General features: G+C 64.3%; 10 protein-coding genes. 3 read left to right on the top strand and 7 right to left on the bottom strand.

The features are described 5' to 3' along the window. The first annotated feature begins 82 nt into the window (after positions 1-82). Positions 83-469: a hypothetical protein gene (locus tag IB255_RS19355; RefSeq protein WP_192210713.1), complete on the top strand. Its 387-nt coding sequence runs from the start codon at positions 83-85 to the stop codon at positions 467-469. A 198-nt stretch (positions 470-667) separates the two neighbouring features. Here the strand turns inward: IB255_RS19355 and IB255_RS19350 are convergent, their stop codons facing one another. Then, a complete protein-coding gene (locus IB255_RS19350) occupies positions 668-1,075 on the bottom strand; it encodes a hypothetical protein (RefSeq protein ID WP_192210712.1) in 408 nt (135 codons plus the stop codon). A 413-nt stretch (positions 1,076-1,488) separates the two neighbouring features. On the opposite strand from IB255_RS19350, the gene IB255_RS19345 reads away from it, so the two are divergent. Then, positions 1,489-1,962 carry a Bro-N domain-containing protein gene (locus IB255_RS19345; RefSeq protein ID WP_192210711.1) on the top strand — a complete coding sequence of 158 codons (474 nt, stop codon included), beginning with the start codon at positions 1,489-1,491 and terminating at the stop codon, positions 1,960-1,962. Between the two features lie 145 nt (positions 1,963-2,107). On the opposite strand, the gene IB255_RS19340 is transcribed toward IB255_RS19345, so the two are convergent. The 4 genes from IB255_RS19340 to IB255_RS19325 all read right to left on the bottom strand — a co-directional run bounded on the left by IB255_RS19340 (position 2,108) and on the right by IB255_RS19325 (position 8,032). Further along, positions 2,108-3,379, bottom strand: a complete 1,272-nt coding sequence (locus IB255_RS19340; RefSeq protein ID WP_192210710.1) for a RidA family protein — start codon at positions 3,377-3,379, stop codon at positions 2,108-2,110. Between the two features lie 507 nt (positions 3,380-3,886). Continuing rightward, positions 3,887-5,512, bottom strand: coding sequence for an NADP-dependent glyceraldehyde-3-phosphate dehydrogenase (locus tag IB255_RS19335; protein ID WP_081519730.1), 1,626 nt, complete (start codon positions 5,510-5,512; stop codon positions 3,887-3,889). A gap of 552 nt (positions 5,513-6,064) precedes the next feature. Beyond that, entirely contained in the window at positions 6,065-7,417 is a 1,353-nt protein-coding gene (locus IB255_RS19330) for a GntP family permease (protein WP_081519731.1), read from the bottom strand. A 93-nt stretch (positions 7,418-7,510) separates the two neighbouring features. After that, positions 7,511-8,032, bottom strand: a complete 522-nt coding sequence (locus IB255_RS19325; protein ID WP_081519732.1) for a gluconokinase — start codon at positions 8,030-8,032, stop codon at positions 7,511-7,513. 218 nt (positions 8,033-8,250) lie between these two features. On the opposite strand from IB255_RS19325, the gene IB255_RS19320 reads away from it, so the two are divergent. Beyond that, entirely contained in the window at positions 8,251-9,294 is a 1,044-nt protein-coding gene (locus IB255_RS19320) for a LacI family DNA-binding transcriptional regulator (protein ID WP_081519733.1), read from the top strand. 140 nt (positions 9,295-9,434) lie between these two features. On the opposite strand, the gene IB255_RS19315 is transcribed toward IB255_RS19320, so the two are convergent. After that, positions 9,435-10,787, bottom strand: coding sequence for a hypothetical protein (locus tag IB255_RS19315; RefSeq protein WP_081519734.1), 1,353 nt, complete (start codon positions 10,785-10,787; stop codon positions 9,435-9,437). Continuing rightward, positions 10,784-17,080, bottom strand: coding sequence for an AAA domain-containing protein (locus tag IB255_RS19310; RefSeq protein WP_081519735.1), 6,297 nt, complete (start codon positions 17,078-17,080; stop codon positions 10,784-10,786). The genes IB255_RS19315 and IB255_RS19310 overlap by 4 nt, the downstream gene beginning before the upstream one ends. Positions 17,081-17,089: the final 9 nt, after the last annotated feature.

Below are 17,089 nucleotides of genomic sequence, written 5' to 3'. Positions count from 1 at the left end.
GGTTGTGGATTCAACCGGTCGGATCTGGCTCCCTGATATGCTTGAGACTAAAGCTTGATTAGCAGCGTAGGCGAGGTATTGAGTGAGTCTCGATCTCCACATAGAAGCCGATGATGGCTTGACATCTGCGGCACTGAGCATCGCGCTGCAAAGGAGCGGTGCAATTGAAATCGATTCTGTAAAGGATACGGTAGAGGCTCACTTTGCTTCTGGGATGCGGTTGAGCGCGGACGCTGAAGATACGGATTTCACTTTGTATGCCGAAGATAAAAAGGGGCTTGATTTTAAGGTCAGTATGCGGTGCTACATCAGAATAAAAGGCCCAGAGCCAGAGGGTGAGTCATCGATGAGCGAGTTGGAGAAAATAGCCGAGTCTATTGCAGACGTTTGCTCATCGTACTTCATCCTGTCCTTCCAATATGAGAGCACCTTGTTTTGGCGTGACGCCCTGGGCCTGCACCGTGCATAAGGTCCTGTGTTCTGTTGGAGCATCGAACGTTGCTCATGGATGGAGTGCAGTGTAACGGGTAAAGCACACCAAATTGGACTACCCACGACCTCTCTCAGCGAACGTCTGCAATGGGTCGGTAGCGGCCTCTCGCCAGGGGCAGCAACCTGCCAGAAGCGGACGTCTAAACACACGATCATCCACCGATAGACTGAAAGATCACGGGGACAATTCGGCCAGACATTTTTTTACTTCAACCGCCCCCATCGAGAGAAGCATGTAACCGGCCGCCGCACGTAACGGCTGCCATGGCTGCTGCTCAAAGACATCTCGATCATGGCAGGGGAGGTTTAGCTCGTGTATCGCGGAGCACAGTTCCCAGACTCGATCGAGTTCACTCCTGATCTCGTCGGGCAAAGTAGCTCCACAGATACTGATCGCATCTTGAATGAGCAACATGTGCGACGACCATGCCTCACATACGGGGCAATCGGGAATAATATCTCTCTGCGCCGCTGCGTCCGCTGCAAGAAACTCAAGCGCACCAACGAGTCTGGAAATTGCAGCAATTTTCCCCTCCTGCTCAGCGCCGTACCATTGCCATAACAGGTCTGAAAATCCCTCCATTTCCTGCCTTCCATACACGCGAAAATAGAAATCATATCTTACGGCATTGATCTGAAAGCACTCATTAGGCGTCCGCTATGAGTCGGTAGCTGCCATCGACAGCAACGTAATTTGCATTTACCAACCGGCCTAGCTTGACCGCTGTAACTCTTCCCCATAACCTCCCGACGCCCCTGTGAAAGCGACAGGGCAAGGGTTTGGCGACCCACCTCAACCAATCACGCGACCTGCGTTGTCAGGCTCTGCGCCGTACCTTTGCGGCCGCAGTGCCGTGCTATGGCGGGCCGTGCAGGGAGACCTTCGGGTCTGCCGGGTGATGGTTGCCGGTTCGCCAACCCTGCACGGTTTCGCCTCCCAATCCGTTTGGCGACGGATGAGGAGGTTTCCATACACAACCATCTGGGTCAGCTTCCATGGACGACATCTACGTTCCCACCGTTTTCCACCGCTACAACCGTTCCCTGCGCGGCGTGTTGATCGACAACCAGCCCTGGTTGGTCGCCCGCGAGCTGGGTTATCTGATCCGCGAGCGGGTCGATGCTTATGTTCTTCGATTGGATGAGGACCTCTTTCGCGAGGCGCGCCTGGTGACGGGTGGCGGCGAGGAGGACGTGTTGCTGGTGAATGACTTCGGCACCTTCCATGTGCTGCACCGTTATCGCGATCCGGAGCATCGGCAGTTGCGGATGTGGATCACCGGCCATGTGCTGCCAACGCTCAGGGATCAGGAGCGGGTGGCGGCAGGGTTGCCGAGGCGGATGCTGGCGAAAGGCGAGGGGCGGTCGCTGGCGGTGCTGGATTGGCAGGGGGAGTACTGGGTGCCGATGGGGGAGGTGCCGAGGTTGATGCGTGAGGAAAGGCGCGGGAGATGGTGGCGGAGGGAGTGATTGTTGGTTTGGAGTGGGGCGGGTTCGCGAGCAAGCTCGCTCCTACATAGAGCAAGAGCCCCTCTCCCGCGAGCGGGAGAGGGGACCGTCAGGTGTGAGTCATGCAGTGGTGTTAGCCGGATAGGGCTTGATTGGCGTTTGCCAATCAAGCAGCCGGCGGGGTGCCTTCGGCGTTGGCGACCACGGCGTCGATCTGGATCAGCGCGCCCTTGGGCAATGCGCCTACGGCTACGGTCCGGCGGGCGGGGACGCCGCCGGGGAAGTAGCTGGCGTACACCTCATCGACGGCGGCAATGTCGTCGATGTTCTTCAGGTAGAGGTTGACCTTCACCACATCGGCCAGGGCGTGGTCGATGCTTTCGACAATGGCCTTGAGGTGCTTGAAGCACTGGCCGGCCTGTTCCTTGATGCCGCCGGCCACCAGCTCACCGGTCTTCACGTCCAGCGGCAGCTGGGCGGAGATGTGGTTGTAGTGGGAGAAGGCGACGGTCTGGGTGGAGTAGGGGCACTTCGGCGCGGCGTCGGTGTTGTGGGCCTTGATGACGATGCCGTGGCGGTCTTCGACGGCCTGCGGGGGCGTGCCGTCGCCGTGGGAGACCACGGCTTCGACCTGCACCAGGGCATCCATCGGCAGGGCTTGCGCCTGCACCACGGTGCGTGCCGGCACGTAGCCGACGGCGCGGGCGATGGCCGAGTCGGGGAAGAAGGTGGTGTAGACCTGGTTCACGGCCTGCATGTCGGCGAGGTTCTTGACGAAGACGGTGATGCGCACGATGTCATCGAAGGGCACGTCGATGCTTTCGAGGATGGTCTTGATGTTGCGCAGGCACTGCCGGGTCTGTTCCTCGACGCCGCCGGCCACCAGCTTCCCGGTGCGCGGGTCGATGGGCAGCTGGGCGCTGAGGTTGTTGTAGTGGGAGAAGGCGACGGTCTGGGTGGACAGCGGGCTCAGCGGCGCGCTCTCGGTGTTGCGTTCGACCTTGATCAGGTCGCCGGCCTGCGGGGCGTTGGGGATGGTGCCTTCGCCGCAGGTGATGAGTGCCTCGACCTGCACCTGGGCACCCAGCGGCAGGGCTGCCACGCCGACGGTGGTGAGCGTCGGCAGGTAGTCGGGGAAGAAGGCCGCGTGCACCTTGGCGACGGCTTCGGCGTCAGCGATGTTGGTCAGGAAGATGGAGATGCGGACAGTGTCGTTCAGGCTGTGGCCGATGCTTTCGACGACGGCCTTGAGGTTCCTGTAGCACTGTTCGGCCTGTTCCTTGGCGCCACCGGCCACCAGCTTGCCGCTGCTCGGGTCGACCGGAAGCTGGGCGGAAAGGTTGTTGTAGTGGGAGAAGGCGACGGTTTGGGCATAGGGGCCGAGGTTTTGCGGGGCCTTGTCGGTATTACGTGCCAGAACTGCGTTGTAGCCACTCATATTGGTGCTCCCTTGTTCGCTGGGAATCCGTGGATTGGGTGGCAAACGCTTCGTCCATTGCGATATCGGTCGTTGCCACTATCGGTTCAGACGACGGATATCAAGCTCGTCGAGAGGCGCGCAGACTATCGAGTCTTGAAGGGTGACCCCTTTGACTTAAGGCAAGCGTAGTGGGGTCTTCTTACCGGGTTGTTTCAATTGGCGATGGGAGGGTGTCGGGATATTGCGAAAGGGATTTCTGAAAGTGGGGGTGGTGGTTTTTGTGGAGGTCCGGTGCCTGGGCTTTCCCTCACCCCAGCCCTCTCCCAGAGGGAGAGGGGGCAGTCTGTGCCGGCTGGCAGTTTGGTTTTATCCTGTAGGACCCTCTCCCCAGCCCTGGCTGCGCGCCCTGCTCCGAAGGGGGAGGGAGCCGATTGTGCCGGCTGAAAATGTGGGTTCTCCTTGCGCCGAACGGTCCCCTCTCCCTTCAGGGAGAGGGTCAGGGAGAGGGCGCTTTCCGGCCGCCTATCAGAATATGTAGTCAGTGGTCAGGAAGCTCGAATCGCGGTCGCGGATGATCTGGCTGATCAGCGCCTTGTTGGCGTCGGTGAAGCGCGTGGCCACCAGGGTGCGGATGGAGAAGGTGCGCAGGGCGTCGTGGACCGAGAGGGTGCCTTCTGCGGAGTTCTTGCGGCCGTTGAAGGGGTAGCTGTCCGGGCCGCGCTGGCACTGGGCGTTGATGTTGATGCGGCCGACCTGGTTGACGAAGGCGTCCACCAGCGGGCCGATCTGCTCGGGGTCGTCGCCGAACAGGCTGAGCTGCTGGCCGTAGTCGGACTGCAGGACGTAGTCGATCACCTCGTCCAGCTCGCGGTAGGGCACCACCGGCACCAGCGGGCCGAACTGCTCCTCGTTGTACAGCCGCATGTCGGCGCGCACCGGGCTGAGCAACGCGGGGTAGAAGAAGCTTTCGCGGCTCTCGCCGCCGCCGGGGTTGATGACCCTGGCGCCCTTGGCCAGCGCATCTTCAAGCAGGCCGTTGAGGTAGTCGACCTTGCCCGGCTCGGGCAGCGGGGTGAGCGCCACGCCGGATTCCCAGGGCATGCCGGGTTTGAGTTCGGCAAGCTTGGCGCTGAACCTGGCGAGGAAGCTGTCCAGCACGTCTTCGTGGACGAAGAGGATCTTCAGCGCGGTGCAACGCTGGCCATTGAACGAGAGGGCGCCGGTGATGGCTTCGCTGACCGCGTTGTCGAGGTCGACGCTGGGCAGGACGATGCCGGGGTTCTTGGCGTCCAGCCCGAGGGCGGCGCGCAGGCGGTGCGGGCGTGGGTGGAGTTTCTTCAGGTCGGCGGCGCCGGAGTGGGTGCCGATGAAGGCGAAGACGTCGACCTTGCCGCTGGCCATCAGCGCGCTGACGGTCTCGCGGCCGCGCCCGTAGATGACGTTGATGACGCCCGGCGGGAAGCTGTCGCGGAAGGCTTCGAGCAGCGGGCGGATCAGCAGCACACCGAACTTGGCGGGCTTGAAGACCACCGTGTTGCCCATGATCAGCGCCGGGATCAGGGTGGTGAAGGTCTCGTTCAGCGGGTAGTTGTACGGGCCCATGCACAGCGCCACGCCCAGCGGCACGCGGCGAATCTGCCCGAGGGTGCCCTGTTCCAGCTCGAAGCGGCTGGAGCGGCGGTCCAGTTCCTTGAGCGCCTGGATGGTGTCGACGATGTAGTCGCAGGTGCGGTCGAACTCCTTCTCCGAGTCCTTGAGGTTCTTGCCGATCTCCCACATCAGCAGCTTGACCACGGCGGTGCGCTGCTCGCGCATGCGGGCGAGGAAGCGCTCGACGTGGGCAATGCGTTCGGCTACGCGGAGGTTCGGCCACGCACCCTGGCCGTTGTCATAGGCGGCCACGGCGGCGTCCAGCGCGGCGAGGGCGGCGTCGGCATCCAGCAGCGGCGTGCTGCCGAGGATGACCTGTTCATCGCCCTGGTCGGTGGCGAGGAAGATCGGGCTGCGTACCGGCGCGAGCGGGCCGTCCCAGCGGCGCAGTTCGCCGTTGACCAGGTACTCGCGCTGCTCGACGGGCGCGTCGGGGCGCCAGGCGTCGGGGATGTCGGTGAGGCGGGGGAACAGATGGTCGAGCTTGTTGTTGTCGGGCATGACTCATCCCTCGGGGGAAGGTGGGCGACTGGTCTGTTTTAGATCGTAGCTGTCTTCAGATTAATCGATTCAGCAAATGGTGCGACAGGTCCTGTAGGAGCGGGCCATGCCCGCGATCGCGCGCATGGCGCGCTCCTACAGATGAATGCTGAAGGTCAGTGCGTAGGGCGGATAACCGCTTGCGGTTATCCGCCGGCTTCATGGGGGGCGGGTGGCAGCGGCGGATAACCCGTTCCGGGTTATGCGCCCTACGGGTGCGAGGGTGGCTGTGGTGTTGGAGCGGGCTGCAGGAGTTCCTGCTGCTCGGCGTAGCGGGCGCGGATGTCGAAATCACGGGGCCAGGCGGGCTGGGTGGGGGCTTTCGGAGTTGCGGAGGAAGTCACGGGCGATACCTCGTTGCAGGAATCCGGGGCGGGCGGTTGGTGATGCTCGCCGGGTAATCGGGCGCTGGGCTTGATGGGTATCGCTGCGCTCCACGCCATCCTACGGGGGCTCCCAGGCAGGGCAGTTCGTAGGATGGGTGGAGCGCAGCGATACCCATCGGCTAATGCATCAGACGAACAGCGACAGCAGCAGGATGAACAGCAGGCCGACCACCGAGAGGATGGTTTCCATCGCCGTCCAGGTCTTGAAGGTCTCCATCACGCTCATGTTGAAGTACTGCTTCACCAGCCAGAAACCGGCGTCGTTGACGTGGGACAGGATCAGCGAGCCAGCACCGGTGGCGAGGACCAGCAGTTCGCGGTTGACGCCGGGGATCAGGTCGATGACCGGTACCACGATGCCGGCGCCGGTGATGGTGGCGACGGTGGCGGAGCCGGTGGCGATGCGGATCACTGCGGCGACCAGCCAGGCCAGGAGGATCGGCGAGATCTGTGCCTGCACCGCCATGTGGCCGATCACGTCGCCCACGCCGCTGGCGACCAGCATCTGTTTGAAGCCGCCGCCGGCGCCGATGATCATCACGATGGCGGCAGTGGGCGCGAGGCTCTGGTCGAGCAGCTTGAGGATCTTCTTCGAATCGAAGCCGCGGGCGTGGCCGAAGGTGTACAGCGACAGCAGCAGGGCCAGCAGCAGGGCGGTGATCGGGTGGCCGATCATGTCCAGCCAGGCGCGGATCACGTGGCCGTCGGCGAGCATGACGTCGGCGAAGGTCTTGAGCAGCATCAGGAACACCGGCAGCAGCACGGTCAGCAGGGTGACGCCGAAGCTGGGCAGGTTGCTGGTGTCCGGCTCGTGGGCGATCTGCGCCACCAGCTCTTCATTGGGCTGGCCGGGAATGTACTGGGCGATGAACTTGCCGAAGATCGGACCGGCGATGGCGGCGGTGGGCAGGGCGACCAGCAGGCCGTAGAAGATGGTCTTGCCGATGTCCGCGCCGAACACGCCGATGGCCAGCAGCGGGCCCGGGTGCGGCGGCACCAGACCGTGTACGGCGGAGAGGCCGGCGAGCAGCGGGATGCCGATCTTGATTAGCGAGACGCCGCTGCGGCGGGCAACGATGAACACCAGCGGCACCAGCAGGATGAAGCCGATCTCGAAGAACAGCGGGATGCCGACCAGGAAGGCGGCGAGCATCATGGCCCAGTGCACGCGTTCCTTGCCGAAGGCGCGGATCAGGGTACGGGCGATCTGATCCGCGCCGCCGGACTCGGCCATCATCTTGCCGAGCATGGTGCCCAGGGCAAGGATGATGCCGACGAAGCCGAGCACGCCGCCGAAACCGTCCTGGAAGGATTTGACGATGGTCGCCACGGGCATGCCGGAGGTGAGGCCGAGGAAGCCGGCGGCGATGATCAGGGCAACGAAGGGGTGAATCTTGAAGCGGGTGATCAGCAGGATCAGGCCGATGATGGTGACCACCGCGTCCAGCAGCAGATAGGTGTTGTGGGACATGCCGAGCATGGGTCTCTCCTGTTTTTGTCTTTGTGCCGGAGCGGCTCTTCTTTCTTGGATTAATCGAGATAGCGCTATCTTTCGATGGCAGGCGCTATTGCGTCAGTCGTTGGAGTGCTGTCGCCACCAGAGGTGTGCGGCTTCCGCCAGTTCGTCGAGCGGGCGGGTGGCGTCCAGGCGCAGGGTCAGCGGTTCGCTGGTCGGCACTTCGAGGGCGGCGAACTGGCTGTCGATCAGGCTGGCCGGCATGAAGTGGCCGGGGCGGGTGGCGACGCGCTGGGCGGCGGTTTCCGGGGTGAGTTCCAGGAACACCACGCCCAGGCCGGGCACGGCGCGGCGCAGGCGTTCGCGGTAGATGAGCTTGAGCGCGGAGCAGGTGAGCACGGGGCGCTGGCCGGCGGCGATGGCTTTCTGCAGCTGGGCGGCGAGGGTGTCGAGCCAGCCGGCGCGGTCCTCGTCGGTCAGCGGGATGCCGGCGCTCATCTTCTGGATGTTGGCTTCGGGGTGGAAGGAGTCGCCTTCAATGGCGAACGCGCCGCTGCGCAGACACAGGGCCTCGCTGACGCTGGACTTGCCGCATCCGGCGACACCCATGATGAGCACGGCATCGATGGCGGGGAGCATGCAGGGCCTCGGTGTTGAGACAGCGCTATCTTTGGTGGGCGTAACGAAAAGCATCGGCTGCCTCCGTATTCTTGTCATTCTAGTCGGTGTGTCCCGGTGCTCTCGGTGAGTATGTTTCACCGGCGGGCGAGGGGCGGCGGGAGCCGGCCTCAGGCAATTGCCCTGGCTGCGAGACAGCGCTACCTTAGTGCCTCGATTTTTGTTTGGCAAGCCGCCCGATGACCGCTCAGAAGAACGATAAGAAAAACGACAGAAGCTCTCGCACCACCGGCAAACCCACCCTCAACGACGTGGCACGCAGTGCTGGCGTCAGCCCCATCACGGCCTCGCGCGCCCTGCGCGGAGTGAGCACGGTAGCCGAGGAACTGGCGGAAAAGGTCCGCCAGGCCGCCGCCGACCTGGGCTACGTGGCCAACCCCGCCGCCCGCGCGCTGGCTTCCAAGCAGAGCCACAACATCGTGGTGCTGGTGCCTTCGCTGGCGAACCAGCTGTTCATCGAAACCCTCGAAGCCATCCATGCCGTGATGCACCCGCGCGGCCTGGAAGTGCTGATCGGCAACTACCACTACTCCCGTGACGAAGAAGAGAACCTGCTGCGCAACTACCTCGCGTACCAGCCGCGCGGGCTGCTGCTGACCGGCTTCGACCGTACCGAGAGCGCCCGACGCATGATCGAGGGCAGCGGCGTGCCGGCGGTCTACATGATGGACCTGGACCCCGGCGCGGGGCTGCATTGCGTGGGCTTCTCGCAGATTCGCGCGGGGGAGGCGGCAGCCAGGCACCTGCTCAAGAGCGGGCGCAAGCGCCTGGCGTACATTGGCGCGCAACTGGACCAGCGCACCCTGCTGCGCGGCGAGGGCTACCGCCGCGCGCTGCAGCAGGCCGGCTGCTACGACCCGGCGCTGGAAGTCCTCACGCCGCGCCCATCCTCAGTGGGCCTCGGCGGCGAGCTGTTCCGCCAACTGCTGGCCAGCCATCCGCAGGTGGAAGGCATCTTCTTCGGTAACGACGACCTCGCCCACGGCGCCTTGCTGGAGGCCATGCGCCACGGCATCCGCATCCCCGAACAGGTGGCAGTGCTCGGCTTCAACGACCTGCCCAGCTCCGAGTTCATGGTCCCGCGCCTCTCCAGCATCCGCACCCCGCGCAAGGCCATCGGTACCCATGCGGCCGAGCGGCTGCTGGACCTGATCAACGACAAACCGGTGAATGCGCCGGTGATGGACCTGGGGTTCGAGTTGATGGTTCGCGAGAGCAGCTGACGCACGCCGCAAGGATCGTAGGGCGCATAACGCGCCAGCGTTATCCGCCATCGGAGGTCAGCTGCGGATAACCTGTTCCAGGTTATGCGCCCTACGGGGCGGGGCTCCGGCGCTCCTACATGTAAGTCTGTCATTCCTTCTCAGAGGGTCCTGGTCGAGGTCGCTTCAGGCCTTTGCAAGGTGCTCTCGGCCGCTACTTCCTTGAGTGGCACTGCACCCACTGCCAGGGCCTGCTCGATGATGAGTTCCCCGCCGTTGTCCTTGAGCAATGCCTGCAGACGCTTGAACTCGCCACACCAGATGGTCTCGATGTCGCGATCTCGCTGAGTGTCACGATCTGGGCTGAGGGCGACCGCTCTCACCTGCAAGCGCCCATTGTCGGCCTTGCCGCCAACTTCCACGCCGTACCCGGGAGTGGCCGTTTTGCGCAGTACGACCTTGCCGGTGTCTGCCCAGGCGGTGGCCATGCCCTCGCGAACTTCGTAGCCGAGGCTGGCGAGCCCCTGGAGCACGGCCTGGCGGCGCGCCAGAGCAGCCTGCTGTTGCAGGTGCGCTGCGAGGATGGCGTTGCACTGTTCGGTTAGCTCGGTGAGCTCCTGGGCGATTGTGGTGATCGCGCAGGCGGCGATGCTCTGGAGCAGCTCGGCGTGCTCGGAACGCTCCAGGGCAGCCACTTCGGTGGAGAGATCCTGCAATGCCTGCAGGCGCGATCGCTGTTGCTGGTAGGCGCGCGTGGCATCCGCCAGGTCGAGGACCAGGCTATCCAGCAGGAGGTTGCGTTGAGGCGCGCGCTGCTCGGCTTCGGCCCGGGCCAGTTTCTCGAGGAATTCGTGCGTGCTGCCCGCGCCTTGCAGCAAGTGCAGTTCGGCAATGTGCCGGTCGATTCGCGCGAGTCGCTCCTCGCGTGGAGCGTCCTGCTGCTGGGCGGCGGTCCACTGTTGGAGGGTGGGTAACACCTCATCGGTTCTGAGGCTTTGGGCGAGCGCCTGTTGGGTGTCGCTGAGTGCTTCCGCTGCCGGCGCCTGGGAGAGGGCAGCAAAGCCTTGGGCCAGCAGGGCCTCGGCATTTTCCCGCTGACCGCCATTGGCAAGCTGGGCAATGGCGTCCAGCAATTCTGTGTTAGCGAGGTCATCTCTTTCCCGTAGCGCTCGGAGCAGGGTAGTGGCGTTTTCCTTGAGGCGCCGCTGCTGCTGACGAGCCCGGGCTAGACGAGCGATGGCCCGCTCTTCGCGCTCGCGCAGGTCGCGTTTGAGGAAGTCGATTTCTATGACGACTTCCTTCTGCAGCTGGACCAGGCGGTCCTCGCCGATCAATGCCCGCAACCGGTCGCGGCGGGCCAGCGTTGCGGCCAGCTCGCTGGCGTCGAGCTCACCAATGGCGTGGGCTTGCTCCTGCCAATGCTGGATGGCGGTCTGCAGTCGTTGCAGATCTCGCTCGCAGAGGGCGAGGACTTCTTCCCGGGTGACGATGCGTACGACTTTCGGGCCGCTCATGGCGAGGTTTCCACTGAAGCTGTCGATAGGGTTTCCCTGGCAGGAACCAGTGCCCTCTCGATGGCGGCGCGAAGCAGTGCGCGTTCGTTGTCGCCATCGTGGTACCAGCCTTGCGAGGAGACCCGATGGATGCAGGGGATGGCGCGTCGTAGCACCGACGGGCGCCAAATCTCCCGTGCGCGGGCACTGCTGAGCAGGGGGTGGCACGGCGCGTCGCACTCGATGCCGATGGCATAGAGGCCGGTGCTGGGGTCTTCGATGGCGAAATCGAGGCCGAAGGCATCACCCTCGCTGGCAGGAGCTGCGTTCCAGCCCAGCGAGCGAATGTACTCGCCGACGATCTCGGTAAAACCGTCGCGCTGCAGGTATTGCTGCCGGCGATTATCACTTCGGTCGGTTTGCAGGCGGTCCAGCAGGTTGTGAGTGCCGCCAAACTCGCCGGCCGACAGTGCGCGCGCATACTCCAGATAGCCTTGCAGATAGTCACGTGGACTGCTGGGGGAGCGTTGGGTGTTGAGCATGTCGGAGATATCGGCGATCGGCATCGAGGTGATCATCACCACTTTCCGCCGCGCACGGGTGACGGCCACGTTCAGGCGCCGCTCACCACCTTTTTGCCCGAGTACGCCGAAGTTGCGCCGGAAGGTACCTTGGCCGTTGCGGCCGAAGGTAGAGGAGAAAACGATGATGTCGCGCTCATCGCCCTGTACGTTCTCCACGTTCTTGACGAACACCGCCATGTTCTCGCCATCCTCGTCGCGGTCGCGCTCCTCGCTGTAGGCCGCGCGGAAGGCGTCATCCTGCTCGGCGCGCAGTTCCAGGCGTTCCTCGATGAGGTCGGCCTGCTTGCGGTTGAAGGTAACTACGCCCACTGAAGGGCGCTCCGCGTAGGGGCGTTGCCAGAGCTCCGCCAGGTAGTCGACGACCCGTTCGGCTTCCTGCTCGTTGCTCTGGTTCTGGTACAGGCCATTCACCTGGATCAGTTCCAGCGGTTTGATCCGCAGGAGGTTGGCCTGGGGGTGGCGTACCGGCACGCTCAGACGGTTGCCGTAGAAGGAGGCGTTGGAAAAGCCGATCAGTTCGCGATAGGCCGAGCGATAGTGAATCTGCAGGGTGGTGCTGGGCAGGGCATTTCGCGCCAGTTGCAGCAAGTCCGGACAGTCCTTGATCTCGCGGCGGTTCCAGGTGTCTTCGAAGGCTTCGCGCTGTTCTTCGTCGGCGTCCTTGTCTGGTGCTTCCCCATCGAAGAGTTCGGCTTCGTCGCTTTCGATCTTGCTGGAGAAGAACGCTGTCGGCGGCATCTGCTTTTCATCACCACTGACGACAGTCACCCGGCCGCGATAGAGCGTGGGCAAGGCGAACTCCACCGGCATCTGCGAGGCTTCGTCATAGATGACGATGTCGAACAGGCCGGACTTGAGTGGCAGCACGCGGCTGGCAACGTCGGGGTTCATCAGCCAGACCGGGCGCAGGCTCATCAGGCCCAGTGCGGCGCCCATCTCGATGAACTCGCGCAGGCGTCGCGAGCGCTTGCCGGTCAGGCGGGTGACGTCTTCCCATTGCTTGCGGCTACCCAGGCGTGAGGTGTCGATGCCCTGGCCCAGCAGTTCGCGGTTGAGCTTGCGCATTTGCACGTCGGCGTCGGCGAGGCTGGCGATCCTGGCCTGGGCTTCGTCCTGGCTGAACAGCAATTCCGGGGTTGCCTGTTCAAGGCGGTGCTTCCAGCCCAAGCGTGCTTCGCGATTGAGCAGGCGGCGAACGGTGGCTTCGAGTTGCTCGGCAGGGATGGCGTCCAGGGTTCTTTCCAGCTGGCGTAGCAGGGCGAGGAGCTTCAGATCTGCTGGCTGGAGTTGAGCGGCACGCCCACGGAAGCGCTGGTAAGCGGCCAGGTGTGGGAATGCATCGCGCAAACGACCGAGTACCGGCAGATTGCTCTGGTTATCGGCGACGGCCTTGTGCAGCTGCTCCAGCAGTTCGTTGCCCAGCCAATCGGCCAGGGTCTTGAGCTTGTCGAAGCTGAGTTGGCGAGCGGTATGGCGAATCAGCGCGGCATCGATGTCACCCAGCAGGGCTTCGAAACGTTGCTTTTCGCCCGTGAGGATCACCGCGTCCAATTGCCCGGCTCGCGGTGCCTGAGCCAGCGCGCGGGCGAGATGCTGTGTCTCGCGCAGGTGCTGAAGGCCACTGCTGGTCAGTGCCGCCAGCTCCGGGCCGGCATCGCTGGCGACTTCGCCAAGGCCAAGGGATTGATGCACTACCGCCAATCGTTGGCGTAGCGGCCGCCATTGGTGCTCAAGGCCGGTGGCGGCAAGCAAGGCCGTCAGACGGGCGTCATCGGCTGCCTCGCCGTGAGCTTTCAGGAAGCTGTGCAGACGGCTGCGGCGTAACAGGTGCAGCGGGTTGATGCGCGCCAGCCAGGACTTCGCCGACAGGACCTGCTGTGCCTGTGTCTGATAGCGCCGCAGGGCTGCTTCATCGAGCTTGCTGAGTGCGAGGGACAGAAGTGGTGCTGGGTGGACTGTCGGCAGCTGGCCCAGTTGCTGGTCCAGGCTCGCGTATTCCGCCAGCAGCGAATCACCTTGGACTTGCTGTCCCGGTTCGTTGCCGCGAAATAGTGGCAGCCAATGCGCCAGGCGCTGGCGCTGTTCCTGCGTGAGGCTGAGCAAGGTGCCAACCTGGCTGGTCAGCCACTCGCGGAAGGGCGTGGGGTCCTCGACTTCGAAGCTGCTCGGGTGTTGCTCCAGGGTCTTGTTGCGCGCGATCTCTGCTTCGGCAAAGTCTTTCAGGCTCTGGGCAAAGGCCTGCAGGGTCGCTTGGTCGGCGGCGAATGGTTGCAGCTGGGCCAGCGGGCTGTCTTCGTAGCGGGCCGGCAGCCAGAGCCGGATCAGCGGTGCGCAGTTCTCTTCCAGGCGCGTGAGGCTGGCGATATCGAGGTTCGCCAGGCGTTGCCGCAGCGCGGGGAACTCCAGCGGGGCCGGGCCTTTTTCCAGCTCGATCAGCTCGCCCAGCAGGCTTCGATAGCTCAGGCCAGTAGCCTCGTCCTGGCGATGCAGGCTCTGGTGGAAGCGGTCCAGCTCGCCTTCCAGGGACTCGATGCGCGCCGCCAGCCGCTCGCGCTGGCGTTCCCAGCCCTGGGTGCTGCTGCCAGCGAGGAAGAGTGATTCGAGCTGCTCGCGGATCGTACGGATCACCGGCTCGCGGTCGCGGTTGACGTCATTGAGCATGACGATCCGCTGGCCCAGGCCTTCGGCCACCAGGCGCTTGTGCACCACCTCCAGGGCGGCGTGCTTCTGGCAGATGATCAGCAGGCTGCGCTGGCGGCCGATGGCGTCGGCGACCATGTTGACGATGGTCTGACTCTTGCCGGTGCCGGGGGGGCCCTCTACCAGCAGGCCTGGGCTTTGCCGAGCCTGGAGCACGGCGGCTTCCTGGGAGGGGTCGCTGGCCACGGTGAAGAAACGTTGCAATTCGGGGGCGTTTTCGGGGCTGCCGGTAGCATCGGTCTCGCGCAGCCGCAGCGCTGTTTCCAGGCCGGTGCCCGACGGCGGCAGGGTCTTCAGCTGGCGCAGGTCTTCGCCAATCGCCTGGCCCATGAAGGTGACGTGGAACAGCACGGCGGCGCAGGCCAGTTCGTCCTGGAAGGGGATGACTTCGGTAGAGGTTGGTGGCAGCGCGCTGAGCACGCGTGAGCGGGCAGTGGCGAGCGTGCCGAAGGCATCCATGACGTCCGCAGCGCGAATGGCGGAGCGGCCCAGCAGTTCGTCGGCGGTACCGCGCCAGCGCTTGCAGGCTTCGGCTCCAAGCACGCTTTCCAGCGCCGGGTTGAGGCGGACTTCCTCGCGCTCGCCATCGAAGGCCAGCGCCACCTGCCCGCGATTTCCGACTTCCTGCAGCAGCTTCACCGGCCAGAGCAGCAGGGGAACGATGCGGGTCCTGGTGTTGCCGCGTGGGTCTTTGTTGAGCAGGAAGGGGAAGCCCAGGTACAAGCCGTCGATACCGGTATCGCGCTTGTAGAGGGTGCTTTGCCGGTTGAGTGAGTTGAGGCGCCCCTCAAGCTGAGGGTTGGCCAGGAAGCTGGCCGGGTCCAGGCTCACCGAACGGGCATTGCGCTGCAGCAGGTGATCCAGCAGTGCTTCGGCAGGGCGGCGATCGTTGTTCAGTTCGTTCAGGTCGATGCGCGCGGTGGTCTTGCCGATGCTCATGCGAACCAGCGGGCCGCGCATCACGGCGGTCACCACACGTTTTTCGAAGAAATCGAGGATCTGCGAGACGTACTGCTGCTTCTGCGGTTCCAGCCACTGCTCGGGCGGGATGGCCAGCAGGACCAGCACTTGGGCCAGCGGCATGCGGCGCTCCAGGCGAAACTGCTCTGCCCATTCATCCACCCTGGCAACGCCGCTGCGTGCAAAGCCGCTGATGCGCTCGTCGACGCTGCGGTATAGCTCCTGCCTCGCGTGCTGCAACAGGTTGCTGGCCGAGTCGGCATCGAACCATTGGACATCGGCGTCCTTGGCCAACTGGGCCGCTTCCGCGAGGATGCTGTCGGCCGAACGGAACTGGGTGAGGTTGGCGCTGAGCAGGACGATGAGGTCCTCTTCTGCAATCACCCGGCGCTCGGACAGGGCCAGCAGGCCCGGATGCTCGGTGTCCGGCAGCAGGCGCTGACGCTCCTGCCACTGCGCCGCCAGCCTGGCCCGTGAGGTGGACAGCAGGAAAATGCGCAATTGTTCCTCGACCAGCTCGATGTGCTGGTGCAGCGCGCGCTGCCGGACGTTCTCGGCGCGGGATTTCAGGCGTGACAGCCAGCTTTCGGTCTGCAGCTGTTCGAGCAGGTCGGGTACCGAGCCGCTGATCAGGCGGTAGCCTTCCAGCGGGTGCTCCAGCAGCCAACCGGGAGTGACGATTTCGCCGCGCTGGATCAGGGGGATTTCCGGGTTGAGCAGCTTGAGCGCCAGCATCAGTCGGAAGTCGTCCTCCAGCCCTTCATGCTGCGCAACCTGGCGCAAGCCTGCGAGCAGGCGAGGGGGCAGGCCGATCTGTTCGGCCCAGGTGACTATCACCCCGCGCAGCAGGTGATCCAGTGCTTGGGCCCAGTGTTCCGCCTGCGCAGCAGCGAGGGCGAACACCGAGGGCTTGCGGAAGCGTTGATTGCCCAGGGCGATGCTGGCGCCTTCGTCATCATCCTTCTCGCCACTGGCAGAGGCGGGTGCCTCCACGGCTTCACCGTTGAGCCACGCCTGCACCTGCGGCCACTGCCAGCGCTGGTGGCGATCGCGGGCCAGCAAGCCGCGCAGCAGCAGGTTCAGCTGCGGGTCGAGGTCATCGGGCAGGGGCACGCCGTTGGCGAGGACGTGGATAAGGAACGCGTTGGCGTGAACATTCTCGAAGCAGGCGCCTTGGGTGATCTGCTCCAGCAGGATCATGCCCAGGCTCCACCAGTCGGAGGCTGCAGCCACACCGCCGGCAATCGCCTCGGGTGCCATGTAGCGGCTGGTCTCCAGCGGCGAGACGATGTCCAGGTCGAATTCCGACAGCCGCGCCGAACCGAAGCCACTGATCACCAGGTCCAGCGGCTCTCGGCTGCGCACCAGCAGGGTGGCGGGGCGCAGGTCGCGATGTCGCAGGCCTGCTTCATTGAATGCATGCAGCGCCTGGCCCAGCTCGCGGACCACATGGCGCACTGTCTGTTCGTCGCTGACCACGATGCCGAGTTCGGCGAGGGTGCCGCCGGTGAGCTCCTCGGCCACTTCGTAGGCGCGCTCGTCCCAGCGCCCGGTGGCGATGATCTCGGGCACGTGCTCACGCGGCAGCCGGCGGATCACGTCATAGATCGCCGGGTCCGGCTCGGCACCGGGGCGATAGAGCGTGAGCACCGCACGCCGATGGGTTTGCTCCTGCTCGGCCAGGTAACGCTCACGGACGCCGCCGGTATTGCTGATCTGGCGCAGCAACCGCCAGCCATCGATCAGCGTTTCCGTCTCGGTCTCTGGCGTAGCCGCTGCGTCAACAGTGGCCATATCGTTGCCGTCGGCAGGTGGGCTACCGCACTCCAGGCACATCAGGTCGCCAGGGTCCATCGGGTGGCCCTGGGTGCAGACGGGGCTGGCACTGGTTGCGGTGGCAGAGGGCTCGGCGATGGCGGCCTGGGTCACCACAGGTTGGGGGCGCCATCCGCTGGGGTGGATAGCCTCGGCAGAGAGGTCCCAGTTGCATGGTTGGCCCTGGACCGATCCTTCGCAGAATATTTCCGAAAGAGGACGTTCACTCTGGCAGTTGGGGCAGAAACGTATCATCGCTATCGA

The sequence above is a fragment of the Pseudomonas sp. PDM22 genome, assembly GCF_014851965.1.
Taxonomy (GTDB): Bacteria; Pseudomonadota; Gammaproteobacteria; order Pseudomonadales; family Pseudomonadaceae; genus Pseudomonas.
The sequence above is the reverse complement of the archived record's forward strand: the minus strand, read 5'-3'. Positions and strand labels throughout refer to the sequence as shown.